This window comes from Arthrobacter sp. TMN-50 (assembly GCF_054511125.1).
This window is the reverse complement of the sequence record NZ_JBTNDG010000002.1, coordinates 47190-67659: the sequence shown is the minus strand read 5'-3', so window position 1 is coordinate 67659 and position 20470 is coordinate 47190. Positions and strand designations below refer to the sequence as shown.

The 20470-nt window shown below is 63.7% G+C and carries 22 protein-coding genes; 6 read left to right on the top strand and 16 right to left on the bottom strand.

The features are described from left to right. Nucleotides 1–21: 21 nt before the first annotated feature. The 5 genes from ACX80A_RS04195 to ACX80A_RS04175 all read right to left on the bottom strand — a co-directional run bounded on the left by ACX80A_RS04195 (nucleotide 22) and on the right by ACX80A_RS04175 (nucleotide 4806). The gene (locus tag ACX80A_RS04195) at nucleotides 22–783 is read right to left on the bottom strand and encodes an IclR family transcriptional regulator (RefSeq protein WP_459258422.1); all 762 of its coding nucleotides are present in this window, start codon (nucleotides 781–783) and stop codon (nucleotides 22–24) included. Nucleotides 784–992: 209 nt separating this feature from the next. After that, nucleotides 993–1799: an ABC transporter permease gene (locus ACX80A_RS04190; protein ID WP_459258822.1), complete on the bottom strand. Its 807-nt coding sequence runs from the start codon at nucleotides 1797–1799 to the stop codon at nucleotides 993–995. 40 nt (nucleotides 1800–1839) lie between these two features. Then, entirely contained in the window at nucleotides 1840–2820 is a 981-nt protein-coding gene (locus ACX80A_RS04185) for an ABC transporter ATP-binding protein (protein ID WP_459258421.1), read from the bottom strand. Continuing rightward, the gene (locus tag ACX80A_RS04180) at nucleotides 2817–3944 is read right to left on the bottom strand and encodes a LolA family protein (RefSeq protein ID WP_459258420.1); all 1128 of its coding nucleotides are present in this window, start codon (nucleotides 3942–3944) and stop codon (nucleotides 2817–2819) included. Before ACX80A_RS04180 ends, ACX80A_RS04185 begins: the two co-directional genes overlap by 4 nt. 220 nt (nucleotides 3945–4164) lie before the next feature. Next, complete coding sequence (locus tag ACX80A_RS04175; protein ID WP_459258419.1) at nucleotides 4165–4806, bottom strand: NUDIX hydrolase; 642 nt, start codon at nucleotides 4804–4806, stop codon at nucleotides 4165–4167. A 59-nt stretch (nucleotides 4807–4865) separates the two neighbouring features. Between ACX80A_RS04175 and ACX80A_RS04170 the strand changes: the two genes are divergently transcribed. Further along, nucleotides 4866–5666: an MBL fold metallo-hydrolase gene (locus ACX80A_RS04170; RefSeq protein WP_459258418.1), complete on the top strand. Its 801-nt coding sequence runs from the start codon at nucleotides 4866–4868 to the stop codon at nucleotides 5664–5666. Between the two features lie 20 nt (nucleotides 5667–5686). On the opposite strand, the gene ACX80A_RS04165 is transcribed toward ACX80A_RS04170, so the two are convergent. Then, nucleotides 5687–6052 (bottom strand): hypothetical protein, encoded by a 366-nt coding sequence (locus tag ACX80A_RS04165; RefSeq protein WP_459258417.1) that lies wholly within the window; start codon nucleotides 6050–6052, stop codon nucleotides 5687–5689. A 229-nt stretch (nucleotides 6053–6281) separates the two neighbouring features. Here ACX80A_RS04165 and ACX80A_RS04160 point away from each other — a divergent pair, with 229 nt between their 5' ends. Next, nucleotides 6282–6494, top strand: a complete 213-nt coding sequence (locus tag ACX80A_RS04160) for a DUF1206 domain-containing protein (protein WP_459258416.1) — start codon at nucleotides 6282–6284, stop codon at nucleotides 6492–6494. A gap of 3 nt (nucleotides 6495–6497) precedes the next feature. On the opposite strand, the gene ACX80A_RS04155 is transcribed toward ACX80A_RS04160, so the two are convergent. The 4 genes from ACX80A_RS04155 to ACX80A_RS04140 form a co-directional block, all read right to left on the bottom strand. Continuing rightward, entirely contained in the window at nucleotides 6498–7259 is a 762-nt protein-coding gene (locus ACX80A_RS04155) for an SDR family NAD(P)-dependent oxidoreductase (protein WP_459258415.1), read from the bottom strand. Nucleotides 7260–7267: 8 nt separating this feature from the next. After that, nucleotides 7268–8266, bottom strand: a complete 999-nt coding sequence (locus ACX80A_RS04150; RefSeq protein WP_459258414.1) for an acetamidase/formamidase family protein — start codon at nucleotides 8264–8266, stop codon at nucleotides 7268–7270. Between the two features lie 91 nt (nucleotides 8267–8357). Beyond that, nucleotides 8358–8996 carry an alpha/beta hydrolase gene (locus ACX80A_RS04145; protein WP_459258413.1) on the bottom strand — a complete coding sequence of 213 codons (639 nt, stop codon included), beginning with the start codon at nucleotides 8994–8996 and terminating at the stop codon, nucleotides 8358–8360. An 8-nt stretch (nucleotides 8997–9004) separates the two neighbouring features. Further along, a complete protein-coding gene (locus ACX80A_RS04140) occupies nucleotides 9005–9982 on the bottom strand; it encodes a ring-cleaving dioxygenase (protein ID WP_459258412.1) in 978 nt (325 codons plus the stop codon). Nucleotides 9983–10399: 417 nt separating this feature from the next. Here ACX80A_RS04140 and ACX80A_RS04135 point away from each other — a divergent pair, with 417 nt between their 5' ends. From ACX80A_RS04135 to ACX80A_RS04120, 4 genes are all read left to right on the top strand, one after another. Beyond that, complete coding sequence (locus ACX80A_RS04135) at nucleotides 10400–11077, top strand: type IV toxin-antitoxin system AbiEi family antitoxin domain-containing protein (protein ID WP_459258411.1); 678 nt, start codon at nucleotides 10400–10402, stop codon at nucleotides 11075–11077. Between the two features lie 122 nt (nucleotides 11078–11199). Next, the gene (locus tag ACX80A_RS04130; protein WP_459258410.1) at nucleotides 11200–11994 is read left to right on the top strand and encodes a hydroxypyruvate isomerase family protein; all 795 of its coding nucleotides are present in this window, start codon (nucleotides 11200–11202) and stop codon (nucleotides 11992–11994) included. Between the two features lie 120 nt (nucleotides 11995–12114). Next, nucleotides 12115–13269, top strand: a complete 1155-nt coding sequence (locus ACX80A_RS04125; RefSeq protein ID WP_459258409.1) for a glycerate kinase — start codon at nucleotides 12115–12117, stop codon at nucleotides 13267–13269. A 92-nt stretch (nucleotides 13270–13361) separates the two neighbouring features. Beyond that, entirely contained in the window at nucleotides 13362–14207 is an 846-nt protein-coding gene (locus ACX80A_RS04120; protein ID WP_459258408.1) for an HpcH/HpaI aldolase/citrate lyase family protein, read from the top strand. An 18-nt stretch (nucleotides 14208–14225) separates the two neighbouring features. Here ACX80A_RS04120 and ACX80A_RS04115 read toward each other — a convergent pair whose 3' ends face one another. Genes ACX80A_RS04115 through ACX80A_RS04090 form a run of 6 tightly spaced genes read right to left on the bottom strand, consistent with a single transcriptional unit; the run spans nucleotide 14226 to nucleotide 20460 of the window. Further along, entirely contained in the window at nucleotides 14226–15230 is a 1005-nt protein-coding gene (locus ACX80A_RS04115) for a 2-hydroxyacid dehydrogenase (RefSeq protein WP_459258407.1), read from the bottom strand. Further along, entirely contained in the window at nucleotides 15223–16389 is a 1167-nt protein-coding gene (locus ACX80A_RS04110) for a mandelate racemase/muconate lactonizing enzyme family protein (RefSeq protein WP_459258406.1), read from the bottom strand. Before ACX80A_RS04110 ends, ACX80A_RS04115 begins: the two co-directional genes overlap by 8 nt. Further along, a complete protein-coding gene (locus tag ACX80A_RS04105; protein WP_459258405.1) occupies nucleotides 16386–17477 on the bottom strand; it encodes a tartrate dehydrogenase in 1092 nt (363 codons plus the stop codon). Before ACX80A_RS04105 ends, ACX80A_RS04110 begins: the two co-directional genes overlap by 4 nt. A gap of 19 nt (nucleotides 17478–17496) precedes the next feature. After that, nucleotides 17497–17934 (bottom strand): tripartite tricarboxylate transporter TctB family protein, encoded by a 438-nt coding sequence (locus ACX80A_RS04100; protein WP_459258404.1) that lies wholly within the window; start codon nucleotides 17932–17934, stop codon nucleotides 17497–17499. A gap of 1 nt (nucleotide 17935) precedes the next feature. After that, nucleotides 17936–19483 (bottom strand): tripartite tricarboxylate transporter permease, encoded by a 1548-nt coding sequence (locus tag ACX80A_RS04095; RefSeq protein ID WP_459258403.1) that lies wholly within the window; start codon nucleotides 19481–19483, stop codon nucleotides 17936–17938. Next, nucleotides 19483–20460: a tripartite tricarboxylate transporter substrate binding protein gene (locus ACX80A_RS04090; protein WP_459258402.1), complete on the bottom strand. Its 978-nt coding sequence runs from the start codon at nucleotides 20458–20460 to the stop codon at nucleotides 19483–19485. Before ACX80A_RS04090 ends, ACX80A_RS04095 begins: the two co-directional genes overlap by 1 nt. Nucleotides 20461–20470: the final 10 nt, after the last annotated feature.

The following is a 20470-nucleotide window of genomic DNA, read 5'->3' as shown; positions in this document are numbered from 1 at the left end:
CCGGTTCACCAGGTGACGCGGTCAGGCGGTGATGTTCAGTTCGTTGGCGATGGACCGGACCGCCGCACGGAGTAGCGGGACAGCCTTTTCGGCGAAGCGTTCATCGACGCGGGAGACCGGGCCGGATACTGAGATGGCGCTTGGGGTCGGAGCGTTGGGCACCGCCATCGCGAAACACCTGACCCCCAGTTCCTGTTCTTGCTCATCGATTGAGTACCCTCGCTCGCGGATGAGATCCAACTCAACCAGCAGCTCTTCGATGGTCCTGAGGCTCTTATCGGTGGGCGTGGGCATGCCAGCACGGGCGACGATGCTGCGCACGGCGTCGTTGCCCAGCTGCGCGAGGATGGCCTTCCCGACACCGGTGTCATGGGTGTGGGCGCGTCGGCCCACCTCCGTGAACATGCGCATCGAGTGGGGGGAGGGCACCTGAGCAATGTAGATGACCATGTCCGAGTCCAGGACTGCCATGTTTGAGGTCTCCCCGAGGTTATCCACCAGGTTCTTCAACTGCGGACGTGCCAGGGCGCCGAGCTGCTTGTTCGCACCCTCGCCGAGGCGGATCAGCCGTGGGCCCAGCGCGTAGCGGCGATTGGGGAGTTGCCGGGCGTAACCCTTGGTGACCAGGGTGCGTAGCAGGCGGTGGATGGTTGGCAGCGGGAGATCCGTGGAAGAGGAGAGTTCGCTCAGGGACACCTCACCGCCGGCGTCAGTGATAAGTTCGAGCAGTTCAAAAACCCGCTCGACGGACTGTACTCCGCTGCCGCCCGTTTTCTCAGCCATGTAACACTCCCAGCTCTCCAGCTTTCGCTGGCAGTCTTCGTTTGCGGCGGGAAACTTTTTTCAGACTATCTTACTTTCCACTGAGTGGAATCGGGCATCCAATAAGAGCTCAGATTCCATCATATGAGGGACGTTTCAGTGTTCGCGTAGCTCCTCTTCGAACCGAATTCGCAGCAGCGGCTACAGCCGCAACGGCAACTTGTCAGACATCAGGCGAGGACGTCCCGTGAGGTGAACCTGCCGTAGGCGAGAGCGCCGAACACGAGGACGTAACCGGACTGGAGGAGGGCGTTCGCCGCGAAGGACGACCATTGAATCGGCTGCCGGAGCAGGTCAGCGAAGTCGAACCAGTAATGACTCAAGAGCCACGGATGCAGGAACTCCAACTGGGGAAGCTGGCCCACCACCTGAGAGACCACAGAGACCACCACGGTGGCCGCCATCGCGCCCACCGGCACATCCGTTAGGGTCGAGATGAACAGTCCCACGGCACACAGACCGGTCAGTGACAGCGTCACGTACGCGCAGATCAGAGCCGACCGCAACAACGCCTCGCCAATGCTCACGGTGTCTCCGGACAGCAGCGTCACCGGTCCCACCGGGAAGAGCGCTGCGCCGATGAGCGTGCCGGCCAGGACGACGGCGAGGGTCGCGGAGAGGCAGAAGACCACGGTTCCAGCGAATTTGACGGCGAGAAGCCGCCCACGGCCTACCGGGGCGACCAGCAAGTAGCGCAGCGTTCCGGTGCTCGCTTCGCCGGCGATGGTGTCGCCGGCCACCACTCCAACTGTCAGAGGCAGAAACAGAGGAATGGCCACGGTGATGGCTGCGACGGCGACGAAGAGACCGTTCTGGGTGATTTGATCAAGGAACGCTGGTCCCCGGCCGGAGGGCGGACCTGACGTCAGCCGGACAGCCACGGCAATCAGCACCGGGATCGCGGCGAGGGCCAGGAGCAGGGCCCAGGTACGCCGTCGTCGGAACAGGACCGCCAGCTCGGAGGCCACGAACACCATCCCCGATGCGGGTCGCTGGTCGACGCTCGTCGGCTGCTCGCTACTGGACAACATCAAACCCCTCTCCGGTGAGGGACACGAAGAGCTCCTCAAGCCCCACCTGGTCAACGGTAAACCCGGTCACCCGAACGTTGCCGGCAACCAGGGCAGCGACGATGGTTTCGGGTGGCAGGTGGTCGACCAGCGGCGCGGTGATGGCAGACCCCAGACCGTGCGGTGAGCGGTGGGATGGCGTCGTCGCCTCCGGAACGAGTCCCAGACCAGCCAATACCCGCAGGCAGTCCGTCGGGTCTGGGGTGAGCACCTCGACCCGGGTCTGCCCGGCGGCGCGCAGCTCGCCGAGCGACCCCTGGGCCACGAGGTTGCCTGCCCGGAGCACCGCCACGTGAGAGCAGATCTGTTCCACCTCGGCTAGTAGGTGGCTGGAGACAAACACTGTGGTGCCCTCGGCGGTCAGCGAGTGAACCAAATGTCGCACCTCGCGGGTGCCCTGGGGGTCCAGCCCGTTGGTGGGTTCGTCGAGCACGATGAGGTCGCGGTGCGTCAGCAGCGCATTGGCGATGCCCAGCCGCTGCTTCATACCAAGCGAATAAGCCCCCACCTTTTTATCAGCGGCCTGGGAAAGCCCTACCCGTTCCAGTGCCCGGGTGGTGCGAGATTGGCGGGTCGACGGGTCAACAAAACGGTCCGCCGCGTCAAGGCGGTGCAGGTTCGCACGGCCCGACAGGAACGGGTAGAAACCCGGGCCCTCGACCAGGGCTCCCACCCGGGGGAGCACCTCAGGGAGGAACCGGGGGATGCTGCGCCCGAGGACCTCGACCTCCCCGGACGTTGCGGAGGCCAGCCCCAGCAGAATGCGGATGGTCGTGGTCTTGCCGGACCCGTTCGGCCCGAGGAAGCCGAAGACGGACCCCTTCGGCACGGACAGGTCAATGCCGCCCAGAACGGTCTGCCCACCAAATCGTTTGGTGAGGCCGCGGGTCTGGACGACGGGCCCCGCGAGGAACGTTTCGTCACTCACTCGTCGTCGGCGACTGCCTGGAGACGAGCGGCGGGTACCGATCCGATTAGAACCCGCCCGTCATCGGTGAGCAGGACGTTGAGCAGACGGGTTTCGACGAGGTGGCCGCCGTCGACCGGGGTGCCCAGTTGGTCGACCATGCCGGCCAGGTCCGGATCGTCGGCCACGGCGGCATCAGCGGGGAACTCGATGACGGTTGCCCATCCTGTGCCAGTCACTGTCGGTTCAACGGCGTCCGTGGTTGTGGCAGTGTCATCGACCTGCTCGTTGGGTGCGCTGTGCTCGGTCTCATCGGGCGCCTCGGTCACGGCGGCACCGGCCGGCGGAGCAAAGGCGAAGGTGCCGGCCGGTGGCGTTTCGAAGCTGATCTCGGTGTAGCCCGCGCTGAACGCGGGGCTCGCTACGCCGGTCGCAGCAACGCTCACCGCGAGGGGCAGTCCTGTTTCGGCGTCAATGTCGACGGTGATTGAACCGACTAGCGTTTCCTGAGTGCGTGGGGTCAGGATCAGCTGATAGGCGGCACGGCCGGCGACCATGTGGTCGGGTCCAACCGACACTTCGGTGGATGGATCGGCCTTCTCAAGGAAGAGCGCCGCGAGCCGATCCGGCGTCGGGACGTCGGAGAGGTGCGTGGATCCTGGTTCGTGCTCCGGAACGGTGGCGTGGACTGCCGAATTTTCCTCCGAGTCGTAGAACCAGAGGTCGTCGCCATTGAGGATGATGTTGCGTTCGGCCATGTCGTCGAGCACCTGCACGCGGGCCTGTGACGTTCCGTTGAGGAAGACCCGCGCCGTGTGGGGCGCGGTGAGCAGCTCAAGGACCGCGCTTTCGGGGGTCACTGCTGCGCCGCCGTCGCTGTCTGTCCCGGGCGCTGGACTGACGCCTGCACCCCCCGACGATCCGCCGATCAGGGACAGATCGGGGAGGCCGAGGTCGGAGGTCTGCTCGATGGTGCCGGAGAGCGCATCTACCGAGTGGCTGGCGGCGAGTTCCAATATCTCGGCTGCGCTTAGATCTGGCAGATCCACCGCAGCGCTGGCGGTCAAGGGGACCACTAGAGCCCCGGCTCCAAGGACACCGGTGATCGCCACGGCTGGCATCCAGTTTCGCCACGTACGGTTCACGGTCTATCTCCCTTGATCAGCTTGCGCCGCAATCACAACGGGTACCACTGGACGTTACTCTCGTTTCCTGAGAGTTCGATCTGAGTTTTCCCACGCCAGATTACGGGCGAGGCCCTGCTCAGATCCCAAACCGTCGAATCTGCCAGCGTCAACATCAAACCACGTCAGCGGTTTTTTGTTGGAGCAGTCCCGGTTGTGTTTGGTGCCGAGATCTGGAAGGTTACATGCTGCCCACCGGAGAGATCCGGCGGGGCGCCCCCAGCACCACGTTGAGGGCCGCCGGTGACTCCCCTGGAAGCGAGGCCAGCTCCAGTAGCAGTGCTTCAGTGGGGCGCATTAGTTCCACCCGGCCGTCCGCAGCGCGTACAAGAATGTCCTTCACCGAGGCCCAATGAGACGAATCTGCCTCGGTAGTGCGATGCTGAGGATCGAGCGTCGGCGTGAGCAGCGTCAGATAGAAGAACGTATCGAACCTCTTGCTGTAGCTTGCTGGAGTGATCCAGTTGGCCCACGGCGTCAGCTCCGCAGGGGACAAGATGGCCCCGGTTTCTTCGTGCACCTCCCTGACCGCGGCGGCCAGCAATACCCCGGCAGCCTCCGTCGGGTCGCTCCAACCGCCAGCCGTAACACTGGTCTCCGCCCAGCAGCGTGCGTGGGTCGCCAGCAGAGACGCGGGGGCCGGGTGGGCGCGCGCCGTGACATGATCGACGTCGTCAACGCGACCTCCCGGAAACGCCACAACTCCCGCAGCGAAGTCCATGGTCAGCGAGCGGTTCTGAATGAAGATCTGATCGCCGCGCAGCATCAGGACGCTGACTGCCAGCCGGGGAACGGCCGGGTCTGAGTTTGGGAATGTCCTCATGCTGCGCACTCTATCGGACCCGGACAGTGTCCGAGAGAGCAGCTGACTAAAGTAGACGCATGCGTACCCCCGCTGCCTCCGGCCTGATCACAAGCAGTGTCCTGACCCGGTACCGGCTCGCGCCCAACCCGGGTCCCATGAGTCTTGAGGGTACGAACTCCTACCTGCTCGCCGCGCCGGGAGGAGTCGAGGGTGGGCGGCCGGTTGTTGTCGTCGATCCAGGGCCGCTGAACGAGGAACACCTGTCCGGGCTCGCCGGAGCAGGGTCGGTTGAACTGGTCCTCATCACCCACCGGCACCGGGACCACACCGAGGCCAGTGAGCGTTTCCACCAGCTGACCGGCGCGCCGGTGCGGGCGATGGACCCCGCCCATTGCTACGGCGGAGACCCTTTCACGGACGGTGAGGAGATCACCGCGGCAGGTGTAAGGATTTCGGTTCTCGCCACCCCTGGGCACACTTCGGATTCGGTCTGTTTTCACCTGCCTGACGATGGCGACACTGGTTCCGTGCTCACTGGTGACACGATCCTGGGCCGCGGCACCACAATCATCGACTACCCGGACGGCCGCCTTGGTCCGTATCTCAACTCGCTGGCGAAGCTGGAGGCTCTGGGCGCGGCCGCTGTGCTACCCGCCCACGGGCCGATCCTGCCGGATTTGGCGGCCATCTCGCTTGTTTACCGTCAGCACCGGTATGAGCGGTTGGATCAGATACGTGCCGCGCTCGCGAAAATAGGAGCCGACGCATCAGTGAACGACATTACCGACCTGGTCTACGCCGACGTCGACTCTTCAATTCGTCGGGCCGCGGAGGCATCGGTGGCAGCGCAACTGGACTATCTGCGTAACCCTGGCTAGACAGTCGGGGCTGGACCGCCTCACTTGAGAAAGCGACGGCGGCCCGACTGTTTAGTGAATCGTTCCGCCAGGCGGTAGGCGGTTCCGCCGTCGAACCGCTTGTACTCCAACAGATGGAGAAGGGACGCGAGGCAGAGTGCTACTCCAGCCATTTCTAGGGTTTGCTCAACCAGGACCAGGACGAAGAAGTGCCAGGTCATCCCGTTGGCGTCGATCCAATTGCCGCCGATCGTCTCGACGACGATGAATGTCGTGCCGGCCAGAATAATTCCGTTGCGAACGCTCGAAGGCGATGACAGCACGAGACGGAGCAGCATGAGGACCGGCACCGCGGCGATGGCGATGCCGGGAATGATCCAGGTGAAGCCGATTTCGAACGGTAGCACCGTGGCTATCCGTCCGCCGATCAGGTCAAGACGTTCGTGGAGTTCGAGGGTTTCGTCGAGGGAGAAGAAGTCGGAACATTGATCTCACGGCCGACGTCGAAAAAGTAGCACCAAAAGTGGATCCGTTCGAAGTTCTCTAAGTCCTGTAGGTGCTGCAATAGTGGCGGGGCCGCAAACGAGTGGTCGGGCAGCCACTTCGCTGCGACCGGGTCACTATCCTGTGGCCAGTATGTCCACCGAGGAGACCAGCAAACCCAAGACTGGGGCCGACGCAGCTGAGGAACTTTCCGATGCTGGGAACGAACCGGATTCGAGTGAGTTCACCCAGGACTTCCCCCGGTCGATGATGGCTCACCCGTTAGGCCTGGCAGTGGTTCTCGCTGTAGGGCTGATCTGCTACGGAATCTTCGTCGTAGTCCGCGTCCGGTTCGGGCGGATGTAAGGATCAGAACTGGATCCCCCGCGACAGGCCGCCATCCACCAGGATATTGGCCCCGGTGGTCCGGCTGGACCGCGGGCTCGCTACGAACACCACCGTGTCAGCGACCTCCTGGGGCGTCCCCATCCGATGCGTGGGGTTCAGCCCCATCGCCATGCTGTACAGCTCGGGATTTCCCTGTTCGATGCTCTGCCACACTCCACCCTCGTGAAAGGTGTTGCCGGGAGAGACCGTGTTGGCGCGGATGCCTTTATCAGCAAGCTGAAACGCCAGACCCGCTATGTACGCGATGAGCGCGGACTTCACTGTGCCGTAAGGCCCCGATGCAAAGTCCACTTCGCGGCCGGAGACGCTTGAGATGGCGATGATTGATGCCGCCTCGCTCTGCTCCAGGTGCGGCATTGCGGCTTTGACCAGCCGAACCGTTCCCATCAGGTCCACCCGCAGAGATGCTTCCCAGGACTCGTCGGTATCCGGAATGGCTAGTGCGCTGACGTTGCTGACCACGATATCGATTCCGCCGAACATCGACGCCGCGTCGGCGACCCACCGGGCCACGGCGTCGGCGTCCCCCATGTCCAGGGCGGTCCCCGAAACGCGGCCTGTGGTGTCAGCTAGGGCCGTCTCGGTCGCCTCGATCTCGGCGGCGTTCCGCGCGCAGAAACCCACATTGGCGCCTTCCGCCGCGAAGCTATCGACGATGGCGCGGCCAATGCCCTTCGTGCCGCCAGCCACCAGGACAGTGAGACCGATGAGCTGCAGGTCCATGGATTCTCCTAAAGGTTTTGGCTGCGGCGCCGCAGCTCGTCGTGTATTCCGTCAAAGGCATGGACCCGGGGGAACAGCTGTTTGGCCGCTTTGATGACCACGCTGTAGTTCGCATCGACGGCATTGGCGATCGGCGCCAGCGCCGTCTGGGTAAGGAGCTGGTAGGCATCCATCTGGTGCAGTCCAAACAGGTCCTTGAACCACCTCACCATTTCCACCTGACCAATCCGCCAGGAATCCTCCATTGGCCGGGAGGAGCCAACAGTCATCCAATGGGTATTGCTCTCCAGCCTCGGCCAGGCCGGCGCGTTCCCCTTGATCAGCTCAACAAGGATGGTCGAGTTCATGGCGCCTTCGACCGCGGTGCCGCAGGCCTCGCCTTCTCCCTGGCGGTAATGGCCATCCCCAATCGAAAACAACGCACCCTCGACGTTGACCCCCAGATAGACGGTGGTTCCCCGTTTCACCTCGGGGGAGTCCATGTTTCCACCAAACCGCTCGGGGACCAGGGATGACCGCACCTCACCGCCCGGCGGAGCAACCCCAATGGTGCCAAGCATCGGTTCCAGGGGGAGCGCCACCTCGAAGTCGCTGTGCCGGGCCTGAAATCCTACGGTCTGTCGCGCTGTGTCTACATGGTAAATCCAGGTAGTGTCCGGCAGTGGTTCCTGCAGAAAGGCAGTTCGGTCAGTGCTGGTCAGCCCGCCGAAGAACGGAATGGTGGCCGACGCGCCCCACGACCGTGCCGGTGTCAGGTCGACGATGTGGATCGCCAGGGTGTCTCCGGGTTCCGCTCCCGCCACGTAGAACGGACCGGTCTGCGGATTGACGAACCGAAGGTCAACCTTCTCGCTTGACAGGTCATCGACACTGGTCAGCGCATGGTTGAAGGCGTCCTCGGACCACAGCTTGAGCACCGTACCGGGCTGCACGGTCATTACCGGAGCGGCGCCCCCGAACGTATAGACGAGCTGATCCCGGGTTGGAGTGTATTCAACGGCATCCATTACTGGATGCTATGCCGGGAGTGCGGTGCTGACAAGGGCGCGGGGTCAGGGCGAAGGCCCCCCTCGATGGGGAGGTGGGGGGAGGCGTTGGTCATGGGGTGGCGGCGGGGGCGCGGGAACTGATCCAGGCCGCCGCACCGTCCACCTCGTCGGGGTGCACGCCATGGCCACCCTTTCGGATGGCCTGATGCACGTCGGAGCCAGCGGCGTCCAGCGCCGATTTCAGCTGCGTCACGCTGGTCAGCGGCGCCATGGGATCTGCCTCGCCGTTAAAGAGCGCGACGGCTGTACCCGCCAGATCGCCGTCGGACGCCCGGTCACCCAGCGGGTACATCCCGGAGAACGCGACGACGTCGTCCAGCACCCGTGGATGCAGTAATACCGTGGCAAGTGCGATGTTCGCCCCGTTGGAGAATCCGACGGCAATGACCTTCCGGTTGCCCAGGGCGTAATGGTCCCGTGCCCAACCGATGAACTCGGCGAGTTCAGCTGCACGGCGGACGACGTCGTCGACGTCGAACTGGCCCTCACCAAACCGCCGGAACCAGCGGTTCATCCCGTGTTCCTGCACCGGGCCGCGGGGGGAAAGGTACCCGGCGCCGGGGGCGAGGCGCTGAGCCAGCGGAAGCAGGTCGTGTTCGGTCCCACCGGTGCCGTGGAGGAGGAGCAGCACAGCGCTGCCCGGTGTTCCCGCATCGTAGAGGTGTGGCCAGTGTGCAACTTTGGTCATTCGGACTCCTAGCTCAGGAAGGTAGCGATGGATGGGTTGTTCTCATCGGGCACCTTGATCTTTGCGACCGCGTGCGAGATGGCGTCCCGGTTGGGTTCGAGCCAGGGTGGCAGTTTCAGCGAGCGCCCCAGTTCGAGCAGCGGCTCGTCGATATCGAAGCCTGGAGTGTCGGTGGCGATTTCCAGCAGGGTGCCGCCGGGCTCTCTGAAGTAGATCGACGTGAAGTATTGGCGGTCGAGGATGGCCGTGACGGCGTAGCCGCGCTCCGCTAACTCCTGACGCCAGAGCTCCTGGGTGGCCTGGTCGGGCACGCGGAAGGCGATGTGATGGACGGTGCCACCGGCCACGAGGCCGCGTTCGCCGCGTCGGTCGGTGACGATGTCGACGACGGTGCCGGGCTCGCCAGTATGGGTGCTGAGTCGGTACCTGCCACCCGCTTCGCTGAGGATGTTCATGCCCAGATCACGAGTAAACGTTTCGATGCTGGCGGTGGGGTCTTCGACGGTGAGCACCGATGAGTGCTGGCCACGGACTGCGTATTCCGCCGGGACTGAAGCGGAATCCCACGGGTTTCGGGGATCGGAGAGCGACGACGCCACGAGGTCGATTTGCAGGCCGTCGGGATCGCGCAAGGACAGGCGCTCTTCCTCGGACGAGGCGCGGGTGAGGTCTGAATCGACCCCGATGCCCTTGAAGTGTTGTTGCCACCAGCCGAGGCTTCCCTGCGGAACGGAGAATGCAGTGGTGGTGGATTGCCCGCTGCCCACCCGTCCGCTACGGACGCCCTGCCACGGGAAGAAAGTAAGGAGGGAGCCGGGATTTCCCGCTTCGTCACCGTAGTAGAGGTGATAGGTGCCGGGATCGTCAAAGTTCACGGTTTTCTTAACCAGCCGTAGGCCCAGGCCTTTGATGTAGAAATCGATATTCCTCTGAGGGTCGCCCGCGATTGCGGTGACGTGGTGGAGCCCTTCGGTTTGTGCGGTCACAAGTTCCTCCTCGGTTAAACCAGCACGGGACGCCAGTATATACATGCAAACGCATGCACCCATAGGTTTGTTCCCCATAACGGTTCACTGGGGTTGTCCACATAGTGGCGTCCACCCGTGGCTGCGGGCTCCGGGGGAGGGCATCCTGTTGCCATGACTCTTCCGGATTGGCTGGATCGACAGGGACCATGGCTGACGCATGAGCTCGCGGGTCAGGGTTTGACTACCGCAAATATTGACGCACTGGTGCGGCATGGACAGCTGATCCGGGTGCGGAGAGGCTGCTATCTGAGCGTTGGGCAGTGGAACAAGCTGTCGACAGATGGACAGGCACTCATGAAGGTGTTTGCGCATTGGAGGGTCGGCGCGGTCTCCGGTAGTTATGCCCCAATTTATAGCCATACCTCTGCTGCTCGATTGCACAGGCTATTCCTCCTGAACCCGGATCCCCTGATCCACATCACCGAGCGACCGGGTGCGTCCGCGACCAGTCATGCCCGAGATGTGCGGCTGCATCAGGGTTGGCTTGCCGCCTCCGACGTGACCCGGAAGTTCGGCTTTCTCAGCACGTCGCTCGAGCGCACGGCAGTAGATTGTTCGCGGATCTTCCAGTATCCGAGCGCACTGATCACGATCGAGCACGCCCTCAAGCTTGGGGCGAGCCGGGAACGAATGGATGCCATCGTGGCGTCTCTGGCCAACCATAAGGGCATAGGGCGCGCTCGGAAGGTATTGCGGAACGCTAGCCAGCTTTCGGAATCACCAGGCGAGACCGTCGCACTCGACATCCTGCGGTCCATGCCTCTGCCCATGCCCGAGCAGCAGGCCCTGGTGTCCAGTCACCTGGGCGGGTTCCGGTTGCACTTCGCCTGGCGGGAGCCGCGGGCCGCACTCATGATTGGCGGTTGGGCCAAGTACTCTAACTATCAGCTCACTGCCGTGGGGTTGCTTGAGGAGCGCCGTCACGAAGAGGCCCTGACCGCGCTCGGGTGGACCTTCCTGCGGATCGAATGGACCGATCTCTTCCGGGAGGCTGAGTTCAAGGGACGTATTCTGGCGCACCTACGGCGAGCTGGAGCGCGTCATGCCGCCTAGGAACTCGCCCTCGTTAGATTTTCGCACCGAATCCGTTGACGGACCATCCTAATCCGGCCTAATATTCCATCCAACAGAAGACGAGTTTCAGATTACGGAATTGCTATCGAATCGGATTGCCAATGACCTACACAGTGAACTGTTCAATCCTTCTCACTGAACTGCCTCTGCTGGAACGGCCGGCCGCTGCGAAGAGCGCCGGATTCGATGCCGTGGAGTTCTGGTGGCCGTTCCCCACCTCAACGCCCTCTCCGACGGAAATCCAAGAGTTCGAGGACGCCATCACCAGTGCAGGAGTCCAGCTGACCGGCCTGAACTTCAACGCCGGAGACATGCCCGGCGGGGACCGCGGACTGGTCTCGTGGCCCAGCCGCAGCGACGACTTCCGCGCTAACCTGCCGGTGGTCGTCGGCATCGGTCAACGACTGGGCTGCAGACACTTCAATGCCCTTTACGGCAACCGGATCGACGGCGTGAGCGCCGAGGAACAGGACGCACTGGCCATCGACAACCTTGTTCTTGCCGCCAACGCTGTCGCCAAGATCGGCGGGACCGTCCTCCTTGAGCCGATCAGCGGAGCCGACCGGTACCCGCTGAAGACCGCGCAGGATGCCTTGGACGTGATCGCGGAAGTGCATGCCCGGGGCGCCGCCAATATTCAACTTCTCGCCGATTTTTACCACCTGTCAGCGAACGGGGACGACGTCGGCGCGGTAATCGAGGCCCACGCCCAGGACTTCGGACACCTCCAGATCGCCGACGCTCCCGGTCGTGGGGTCCCCGGCAGCGGAGACCTGCCACTGGCCGACTGGATTGAGCGCAGCCGGGCCCTCGGCTACCAGGGTCCGGTTGGTCTCGAGTACAAGACCCCCGCAGCAGAGGCATTCGTCTGGGTCACCACCGCACGCGTCACGTAAGGATCAGGTGACGCTCCCGAAGCCGTGCGTGCCAAGGCTTTCCGCCCTGATCAGCGTCATACGGGAGCCGTTGACCCGCCCCAGCCGCCCGAGGGGCACCACCAGTGATGTAATGACCGTATGCGCATAGTAATTGCACCGGACAAGTTCAAGGGGTCGCTGTCCGCCCCCGAGGTTGCCGACGCCGTGGCCGTCGGGCTGCGCGCGGCAGCGGGCCCCGATGCTCTCCTGTCGATCGAACAGGTGCCAGCAGCCGACGGCGGTGAGGGGACTCTCGACGCCGCCGTCGCTGCCGGGTTCTCCCTTCACAGCACCACAGTGACCGGGCCAACCGGCGAGCCCCTGGAGGCGCCCATCGCGATCCGTGGCACGCAGGCCGTCATCGAAATGGCGCTCGCATCCGGCCTCGCCGTGTTGCCCGGCGGCATCCTCAATGCCCGCGGCGCCACCAGTCGTGGAACCGGCGATCTCATTCGCTTCGCCCTCGACCGTGGCTGCACTGACATTGTCCTCGGGGTCGGCGGCAGCGCCAGCACCGACGGAGGGGCAGGCGTGCTGACTGGTCTGGGGGCCAGGCTGCTCGACGACGAGGGCCGCAACCTTCCGCCCGGCGGTGCAGCGCTCGCGTCCCTCGCCCGGATCGATTTGACCGGCCTGGACCCACGCCTGCCAGCCGCCTCGATCACCCTGGCGTCCGACGTCGACAACCCGCTTCTGGGAGCCACCGGTGCGGCAGCGGTGTTCGGACCGCAGAAGGGAGCCACACCTACCGATGTCGAGGAACTCGATGCGGCCCTGGCCCGTTTCGTCAGCATTCTCGGCGCAGTGGCGGGTCCAATGGTCGATGAGATGGTCACTGCCCCGGGCGCCGGAGCGGCAGGAGGAGTCGGGTTTGCGGCGCTCGCCATCCTCAACGCGCGGCGCCGGCCGGGAATCGACGTCGTACTGGAGTTGGCCGGGTTGGCCGGAAAGTTACGCGGCGCCGACCTGGTGATCACCGGCGAAGGAAGCCTTGATGAACAGAGCCTCGGAGGTAAGACCCCGCTGGGGGTCGCTAATGCCGCAGCGGCGGCCCGCGTCAGGGCTATCGCGGTGTGCGGCAGGACCGTGCTGACCCCCGAGCAGTTGGTATCCGCTGGGTTCGAGCGCACGTTCGCGCTGACAGACCTGGAGCCGGACGTCGACCTGTGCATTGCGAACGCAACACCACTACTACAGCAGGTTGGGCGGGAAATCGCTGCCCACCTCGGGCTGACCCTGGAGCGCACTCAGTAGCCGCCGGTTCTCCAAGACTTTTGTTCGTAGTGTTTGCGACGACTACGGTGCTGCGGTGGATTATGACTCCAACGGTTCAGTAGTGTTCTGGTATGGCTTCCTTACGAAACAGCCGCGCTGCTGCGCTCCCCGCCAAGCTTTCCCGGTCCTGGCTCCTAGCCTCTGCGGCATCCGAGGCCAACTTTGCGCCCGCTCTGACCTCCGAGGCGGATTCGGTGGTGTTCGATATGGAAGATGCGGTGCCTGCCGATGGTAAAGCGGAGGCGCGTGAGCGCGTAGTCGAGGCGCTCTCCACTGGGATGACCGCGTGGGTCAGGGTCAACGGCATCGAAACCGACTTCTGGGCTGACGATCTAGCGGCGCTGTCCAAAGCCCCCGGGTTGCGCGGCGTGATGCTCGCCATGACCGAGAAGCCCGAGCAGGTCACCCACACCGCGATGCGGCTTCAGGCCGGCACTCCGGTGCTCGCCCTGGTCGAATCGGCCCTGGGAATCGAGAACGCAACGGCGATCGCCAGCGCACCCGGCACCTTCCGGTTGGCATTCGGTGTCGGCGACTTCCGCCGGGACACGGGAGCTTCGGACGAGCCAATGGCCCTGGCCTACGCACGCGCCAAGCTGGTGGTGGCCTCCCGGGTGGGACAGCTTCCCGGCCCCATCGACGGGCCAACGGTCGGTGCGTTGGGCGACACCCTGCTGGAAGCCTGTAAAGTGACGGCGTCCATGGGAATGACCGGGAAGTTGTGCCTTTTGCCTGACGCCACGGACACGATCAACAAGGGACTGTCCCCGAGCGAGTCCGAAATTGTGTGGGCCCATGAACTCCTCAGCGCTCACGCCGCTGGCGCGGTGGTAGGGGATGGGTCCTACCTGCCCCGACTGGCCCGCGCACAGAAGATTTCCTCCCTGGCCGATTCCTACGGACTGTGGAACGCCTAGATCAGCTACGGCGGCGCGTCAGCCGGTGATTCGTCCGGCTGCAACACACTCCGGTACCGGCGTCAGTGCTGGCTGACCGTTGAGGACGCTGATGATATTGGCCACGGCTAGGTCCACCATTTTTTCCCGCGTCGCCTCGGTTGCCGAGCCTACATGCGGCAATGAAACTATCCGTGGATGACGCAGCACCGGCTCGGACGGATCACGCAGCGGCTCCGTTTCGAAAACGTCGAGTCCGGCTGAATGGAGGGCCCCGCGGTCGAGCGCTTCGATCAGGGCAGCAGTATCGACGATTGGCCCGCGTGCGGTATTCACCAGGGTCGCGGTTGGCTTCATCGCGGCAAGTTCCGCCCGGCCGATCAGGCCCCTGGTTTCAGGGGTCAGGGGTACGTGCAGCGACAGCACGTCCGAACGCTCAAGCAACTCATCCCACGAAACCGCTGTCGACAGTTCGTTGGTGCCGGTCCGGGACAGACTGTGCAGCACGTTCATGCCGAACCCCGCGGCACGGCGGGCCACTGCCTGCCCGATCTGGCCGAACCCAGCCAGTCCAAGCGTTGCCCCAGACACGTCCAGGCCGAGATGCTCGTCCAGGCCCGTTCGCTTCCAGTTTCCGGCCCGCAGGTCATCGGAGGCGAACACCAGCCGCCTCCGGGCCAGAAGAATCAGCGCAAACGCAGTATCCGCTGTCGTCTCGTGCAACACCCCGGGGGTGTTGGTAATGACGACGCCGTGATCCACCGCGGCCTCGACGTTGATTGCGTCATATCCGGCATTCGGCAGCGCCACCACCAGGAGGTTCGGAGCCGCTTCGAAAAAGGCGCGGTCCACTCTGGCGAAGGACCCCAGCAGACCATCCGCGTGGGCGGCGAACTTCCGCAGTCGCTCCCCGAACGGAACGACGTCGTCGTCGTGCCACACGATCACATCGGCATGCTCGCGAAGCCGGTTCAGCCCATTACCCGGCAGGGTGGACCGGGTGACCGCGACGAGCGGACGGCGACCACCCGGGCGGTCAGTCACTGAGCGCCCGCATCACAACGTAAAGGTCGGCCTTCCCTTCGAACCCGATGCCGGGAAGGTCGGGCATGGTGATGTGGCCATCCACCACTTCCACGCCGTCGGGGAAGCCGCCAAAGGGTTGGAACAGGTCGGGATACGACTCGTTGCCGCCCAGTCCCAACCCAGCCGCGATGTTGAGCGACATCTGGTGGCCACCATGTGGAACGCAGCGCGAGCGGGACCAGCCGTGTTCATCAATCATCGAGAGGGTCCGCAGGTACTCGACCAGGCCGTAACTGAGGGCGCAGTCGAACTGTAGCCAGTCCTTCTCCGGGCGCAGGCCGCCGTACCGGAGGAGGTTGCGTGCGTCCTGCATCGAGAACAGGTTCTCCCCGGTGGCGAGGGGCTTCGCATACACGGCGGCAACCTCTGCCTGTGCGTCGAAGTCCAGCGGATCCACCGGTTCCTCGTACCAAAAGAGATTGTAGGCGGACAAGGCTTCGGCATAGACCACTGCTGTCTTCCGGTCGAACCTTCCATTGGCGTCCACGGCCAGGCGCTGATGGGGCTCGAGCATCCCGAGAACCGCCTCAATCCGTTTCAGGTCCTCCGCCAGCGGGGCGCCACCAATCTTCGCCTTCACCACCGTGTAGCCGCGGTCCAGGTAGCTGCGCATCTCGTCCAGGAGCCCCTGAACTCCACGTCCCGGCTGATAGTAACCACCGGCCGCATACACGAATACCTTCGGATCGGGGGTGCCGGTTCCGTGCCGTTCAGCCAATAAGTGGAACAGGGGTTTCTGCTCGACTTTGGCCACTGCGTCCCACACCGCCATGTCCAGCGCGCCAACGGCCACGGACCGCTCGCCGTGGCCACCGGGTTTCTCATTGGACATCATCACATCCCAGATTCGGCTGGGGTCCAGGTTGTCGCCGGTGTTATCCAGCAAGTCGACGGGGTCGGCTTCCATGATCCGGGGGATGAACCGTTCCCTCATCATCGCGCCCTGCCCGTACCGGCCATTCGAATTGAACCCGTATCCCACTACGGGGCGTCCATCCTGCACCACATCGGTGATGACGGCTACCAGGCTCAGCGTCATTTTGCTGAAGTCAATGAACGCGTTGCGGATGGAGGAGCTGATGGGGAGGGTCTGCTCCCGGATTTCGACTATTCTCATCCGTTCACTCCCGCCGGTGACAGGGTTTGTAACGCTTTCGCCAGGGCTTCGGAGACCTCTTCCGTAGTTGCCGAGCCGCCGAGGTCTGGTGTCCGTATGTCGGTTTCCTCAAGCACCTGGCCCATCGCGGTCAGCAAAGCGGCCCCTGCATCCTCATGGCCCAGGTGGTCGAGCATCATCGACGCCGCCCAGACTTGGCCCAGCGGATTCGCTTTGCCCTGCCCTGCAATGTCAGGGGCGGAGCCGTGCACGGGCTCGAACATGGAGGGAAAATCCCCTTCCGGGTTGAGGTTCGCCGACGGGGCTATGCCGATGCTTCCAATGATTGCTGCACCCAGGTCCGTCAGAATGTCTCCGAATAGATTGGATGCGACGACGACGTCGAACCGTGCCGGGTCCAGCACGAAGAGCGCCGCCAGCGCATCAATGTGGTATTCGAAGATTTTCAGCTGTGGATGCTCCGCGCCGAGTTCGCGGAGAATCTCGTCCCAGAACGGCATGGTGTGGATGATCCCGTTCGACTTGGTGGCGGATGCCAACTGTCCCTTGCGCTGTTCCGCGAGGCCGATCGCGTAGCGCATGGCACGTTCCACCCCGAACCGGGTGAACACGGACTCCTGGATGGCGAGTTCCTGGGGGGTACCCCGGTATAGCCGGCCGCCGCTTTCGGAATACTCTCCCTCGTTGTTTTCCCTCACCACCAGGAAGTCAATGCCACCGGCGGGCACCTTGCGCAGCGGAGACTCGATGCCAGGGAGCAGCTTCACCGGACGCAGGTTGATGTACTGCTGGAAGGCCCGCCGGATCGGAATCAGCAGTCCCCATAGGGATACGTGGTCGGGTACGCCGGGGAACCCCACCGCGCCCAGAAGGATCTGGTCGCATTCAGCCAGTTGGGCCAGACCGTTCTCCGGCATCATTTGCCCCGTGCGGGAATAGTATTCGCAGCCCCAGTCGAATTCCTCCCACTCGAAGGAGAAGCCAAACTGCTTCCCGGCTAGTTCCAGCAGACGCTGGGCCGGAGGCATTACTTCGGTGCCGATGCCATCGCCCGCAATGACGGCCACATGGTACTTCGGAAGTGTCATAGTCAGTTGTCTTTCAGTGTCAAAGGGATAGTTCCGGCAGTTTTACATAGAGCACCTGCGTGAACGCGAGGTAGAAGGCTCCAACCACGACGATTGCCACGGCCAGATCGAGCAGGACGTTTTTCCAGGTTGGACGGGAGGTGCGCATGAAGACTGCCATGAGAGTAAAGAAAATCACTCCGCCCACCAGATAACCCAGAATTGGCAGCGAGGCGACCCAGGCGACAAGGAGCAGGATGGCACGCCCGAGTCCTCCGAGCTTAAGGCGTCCGGTCCAGTCCCATCCCGAGTCCTGGCGCCACAGCAGGCCGCGCGCCACGAGGATTACGCTGAGCACCGCGAGCGTCACCATGACGGCGTCGGGGAAAATACCCCCGTAGTCGCTGGAATAGTCGCGTTGCAGCCAGAAGATCAAGCAGATCAGGAGCATGGCGAATCCGCCGATAACGTTGCCCATATCAGTCCTTTCCTGCCTGGTCCACCGGCAGCAGGTCGCCAACAGCCTTGTTGGACCCGCGGTCGCGCCGCTTCTGGATGATGGGCCACAGCGCTGACAGCACGCACATCGCGATCAGCACCAGGCTGATGGGGCGGGTGAAGAATGTAGTCCACGCCATGTCGGCACCGGAGGAGGTCAGGATGCCCTGCACCAGCCCGGTTTCAGCGATGACCCCGAGCACTAGCCCGAGCACAATCGGCGCAGCACCAATACCCACCAGCGCCATCAGGTACACCGCCGCGCCGAGGGCGAGCATGATGAAGACGTCGACCACGGAGCTGCGGATGGCGTACGCGCCGATGATCGCCAGCACCGTGATGCCCGGGGCCAGGTATCGCACCGGAACCGCCATCACTCCCCGCTGCAGTCCGCGACCCGCGATGAGGCCAACGGGCACCATCATCACTGCGGAAACTGCCAGGGCAATGATGAAGGTGTAAACCAGTTCACCCGACGATTCGAACAGCTGGGCGCCGGGGCGCAAGCCATGCAGCAGGAGGACCCCCAGAATGATGGCGTCGGGCGGTGTGCCGGGTACGCCGAGGGTGAGGGTGGGGATGAAGCCGCCGCCCACTGTGGCGTTGTTGGCCGACTCGGACGCCACCACCCCATCGATCTCGCCCTTGCCGAAGGTTTCCGGATGCTTCGAGGCCCGTTTCGCTTCGTTGTAGGCAACAAGGTTGGCCACACTTCCACCAGCGCCGGGAAGGATTCCGACGGCGGTACCGATCAGTGAAGATCTCAGCAGATTCATCGGGCGGCTGAAAATGTCCTTCACCATCCCCAAGACGCTGGCCTTCTTCTGGTCTGCGTCAGCCATCTGCGCGTCCCGCGTACGGAGCGCCACGAGCCGGATGACTTCCGGGATGGTGAAGAGACCGATCAGTGCCGGCACCAGCGGGATCCCTCCCTGCAACGTCGATTCGCCGAATGTGAACCGCACATCACCTCCCACCGGCGCGATCCCGATGGTTGCCAGGAGCAGGCCCACCAGCCCGCCGATGAGGCCCTTGAGCAGCGACCCGGAGGCCAGGCTGGCGATAATCGTCAACCCGAAGATTGCCACCCAGAAGTACTCCTGAGGCCCGAAGCGCAGGGCGAACTGTGCCAGGGGTGGGGCAAGGAAGATCAGGGCAATGACCCCGACGATGCCGCCCACGAAGGACCCCATCGTGGCGCCGACAATGGCGTACTCGCTTTTCCCCTTCTTGGTCAGGGGATAACCGTCCAGAGCGGTGGCAATGGACGATGGAGTACCTGGGGCATTGATGAGGATCGCTGTGAAGGCGCCTCCGTAGATTGCTCCCATATAGAAGGCGCCGAGCAACACCAGGCCCGAGGTGGGATCCATGGCGAAGGTGAAGGGCACCAACAACGCAACACCCATGGTGGCGCTGAGCCCCGGCATCGCCCCAAGCGTCATGCCGGCCAGGGTGCCGATCAGCACCAGGAGCAGCATGGAGGGGGCCAGGTTGGCAAGCAGCCCCTGGCCGAGCATCTCGAACATTAGGGGACCAGCTCAAGTCTGGTCAGCAGCTCCTCGTACACGGCTGTGCGCTCTTCGGTAAGCTCCAGGGCTTCCTCCGGTCCGTAATTCTCCAGCACGAACGCCTGTTCCTCGAAGGACGCGATCAACTCGGGGTCCTCGTTGACCTCCGCGAAGGCGTCCGCAAGGGTCTGGACTATCTCGTCAGGGGTCTCCGACGGCACCGAGATGCCGCGGTAGGCGCCGTCAACCAGGTCGTACCCCTGTTCGGCGAACGTAGGGACATCCGGCAGGCTTGGCATCCGCTCGTCGGTCGCGACCGCAATCGCCCTGACCTGGTCGCCCAGCTGGCTGATCTGTGGGGAGTAGGACATCAGCGCGTCCACGTGATTGCCCAGGAGCGCCGGCACGGCCGTTCCGGTGCCGGAGAAAGGAGTGTAGGTGACGTCGATCCCGGCTAAATCGCCGAGCATCAAGGTACCCAGGTGGTTGGCGGTGAAGTCGCCGCTTCCCCCAATCGACATGGCCCCTGGATCAGCCTCGGCTGCCGCAATGAAGTCATCCAGATCCTGGATATCGCTGTCTGCAGGGACCAGAAGCGCGTTGGGGGTGCTTTGGAAGATGTAGACCTGTTTGAGGTCCTCGGTTTCGTAGCCGGCATCGTCGCGGAGCATCGGCTGCAGGATGATGTGGGGCAGGTTGCTGCCCATGACGGTGTAGCCGTCTCCTTCGGTGCGTGTCAGTTCGGACCACCCCAGGGCACCGCCCCCGCCGGGCTTGTAGGAGACGCTGACATCCTGGCCTAGGGCTTCGGAGAGTGCCTCCTGCTGCAGCCGGGCGGTGATGTCGGATTCGCCCCCGGCGTCGAACGGCAGTACGTAGTCGATACGCTGCTGCGGGAAGTCAGCACCCGACTCGGCTTCTCCACCACAGCCGGTAGCGGCCAAACCGATGGCCATCATTGACACAACTGAACCTAGTACGCGACGGTTTTTCATCGTTACCTCC

Coding starts and splice junctions, on each gene's coding strand:
- ACX80A_RS04195 (WP_459258422.1), bottom strand. CDS start 783: ATGGCTGAGAAAACGGGCGGCAGCGGAGTACAGTCCGTCGAGCGGGTT.
- ACX80A_RS04190 (WP_459258822.1), bottom strand. CDS start 1,799: ATGGTGTTCGTGGCCTCCGAGCTGGCGGTCCTGTTCCGACGACGGCGT.
- ACX80A_RS04175 (WP_459258419.1), bottom strand. CDS start 4,806: ATGAGGACATTCCCAAACTCAGACCCGGCCGTTCCCCGGCTGGCAGTC.
- ACX80A_RS04170 (WP_459258418.1), top strand. CDS start 4,866: ATGCGTACCCCCGCTGCCTCCGGCCTGATCACAAGCAGTGTCCTGACC.
- ACX80A_RS04160 (WP_459258416.1), top strand. CDS start 6,282: ATGTCCACCGAGGAGACCAGCAAACCCAAGACTGGGGCCGACGCAGCT.
- ACX80A_RS04155 (WP_459258415.1), bottom strand. CDS start 7,259: ATGGACCTGCAGCTCATCGGTCTCACTGTCCTGGTGGCTGGCGGCACG.
- ACX80A_RS04150 (WP_459258414.1), bottom strand. CDS start 8,266: ATGGATGCCGTTGAATACACTCCAACCCGGGATCAGCTCGTCTATACG.
- ACX80A_RS04145 (WP_459258413.1), bottom strand. CDS start 8,996: ATGACCAAAGTTGCACACTGGCCACACCTCTACGATGCGGGAACACCG.
- ACX80A_RS04130 (WP_459258410.1), top strand. CDS start 11,200: ATGACCTACACAGTGAACTGTTCAATCCTTCTCACTGAACTGCCTCTG.
- ACX80A_RS04125 (WP_459258409.1), top strand. CDS start 12,115: ATGCGCATAGTAATTGCACCGGACAAGTTCAAGGGGTCGCTGTCCGCC.
- ACX80A_RS04120 (WP_459258408.1), top strand. CDS start 13,362: ATGGCTTCCTTACGAAACAGCCGCGCTGCTGCGCTCCCCGCCAAGCTT.
- ACX80A_RS04110 (WP_459258406.1), bottom strand. CDS start 16,389: ATGAGAATAGTCGAAATCCGGGAGCAGACCCTCCCCATCAGCTCCTCC.
- ACX80A_RS04105 (WP_459258405.1), bottom strand. CDS start 17,477: ATGACACTTCCGAAGTACCATGTGGCCGTCATTGCGGGCGATGGCATC.
- ACX80A_RS04100 (WP_459258404.1), bottom strand. CDS start 17,934: ATGGGCAACGTTATCGGCGGATTCGCCATGCTCCTGATCTGCTTGATC.
- ACX80A_RS04095 (WP_459258403.1), bottom strand. CDS start 19,483: ATGTTCGAGATGCTCGGCCAGGGGCTGCTTGCCAACCTGGCCCCCTCC.
- ACX80A_RS04090 (WP_459258402.1), bottom strand. CDS start 20,460: ATGAAAAACCGTCGCGTACTAGGTTCAGTTGTGTCAATGATGGCCATC.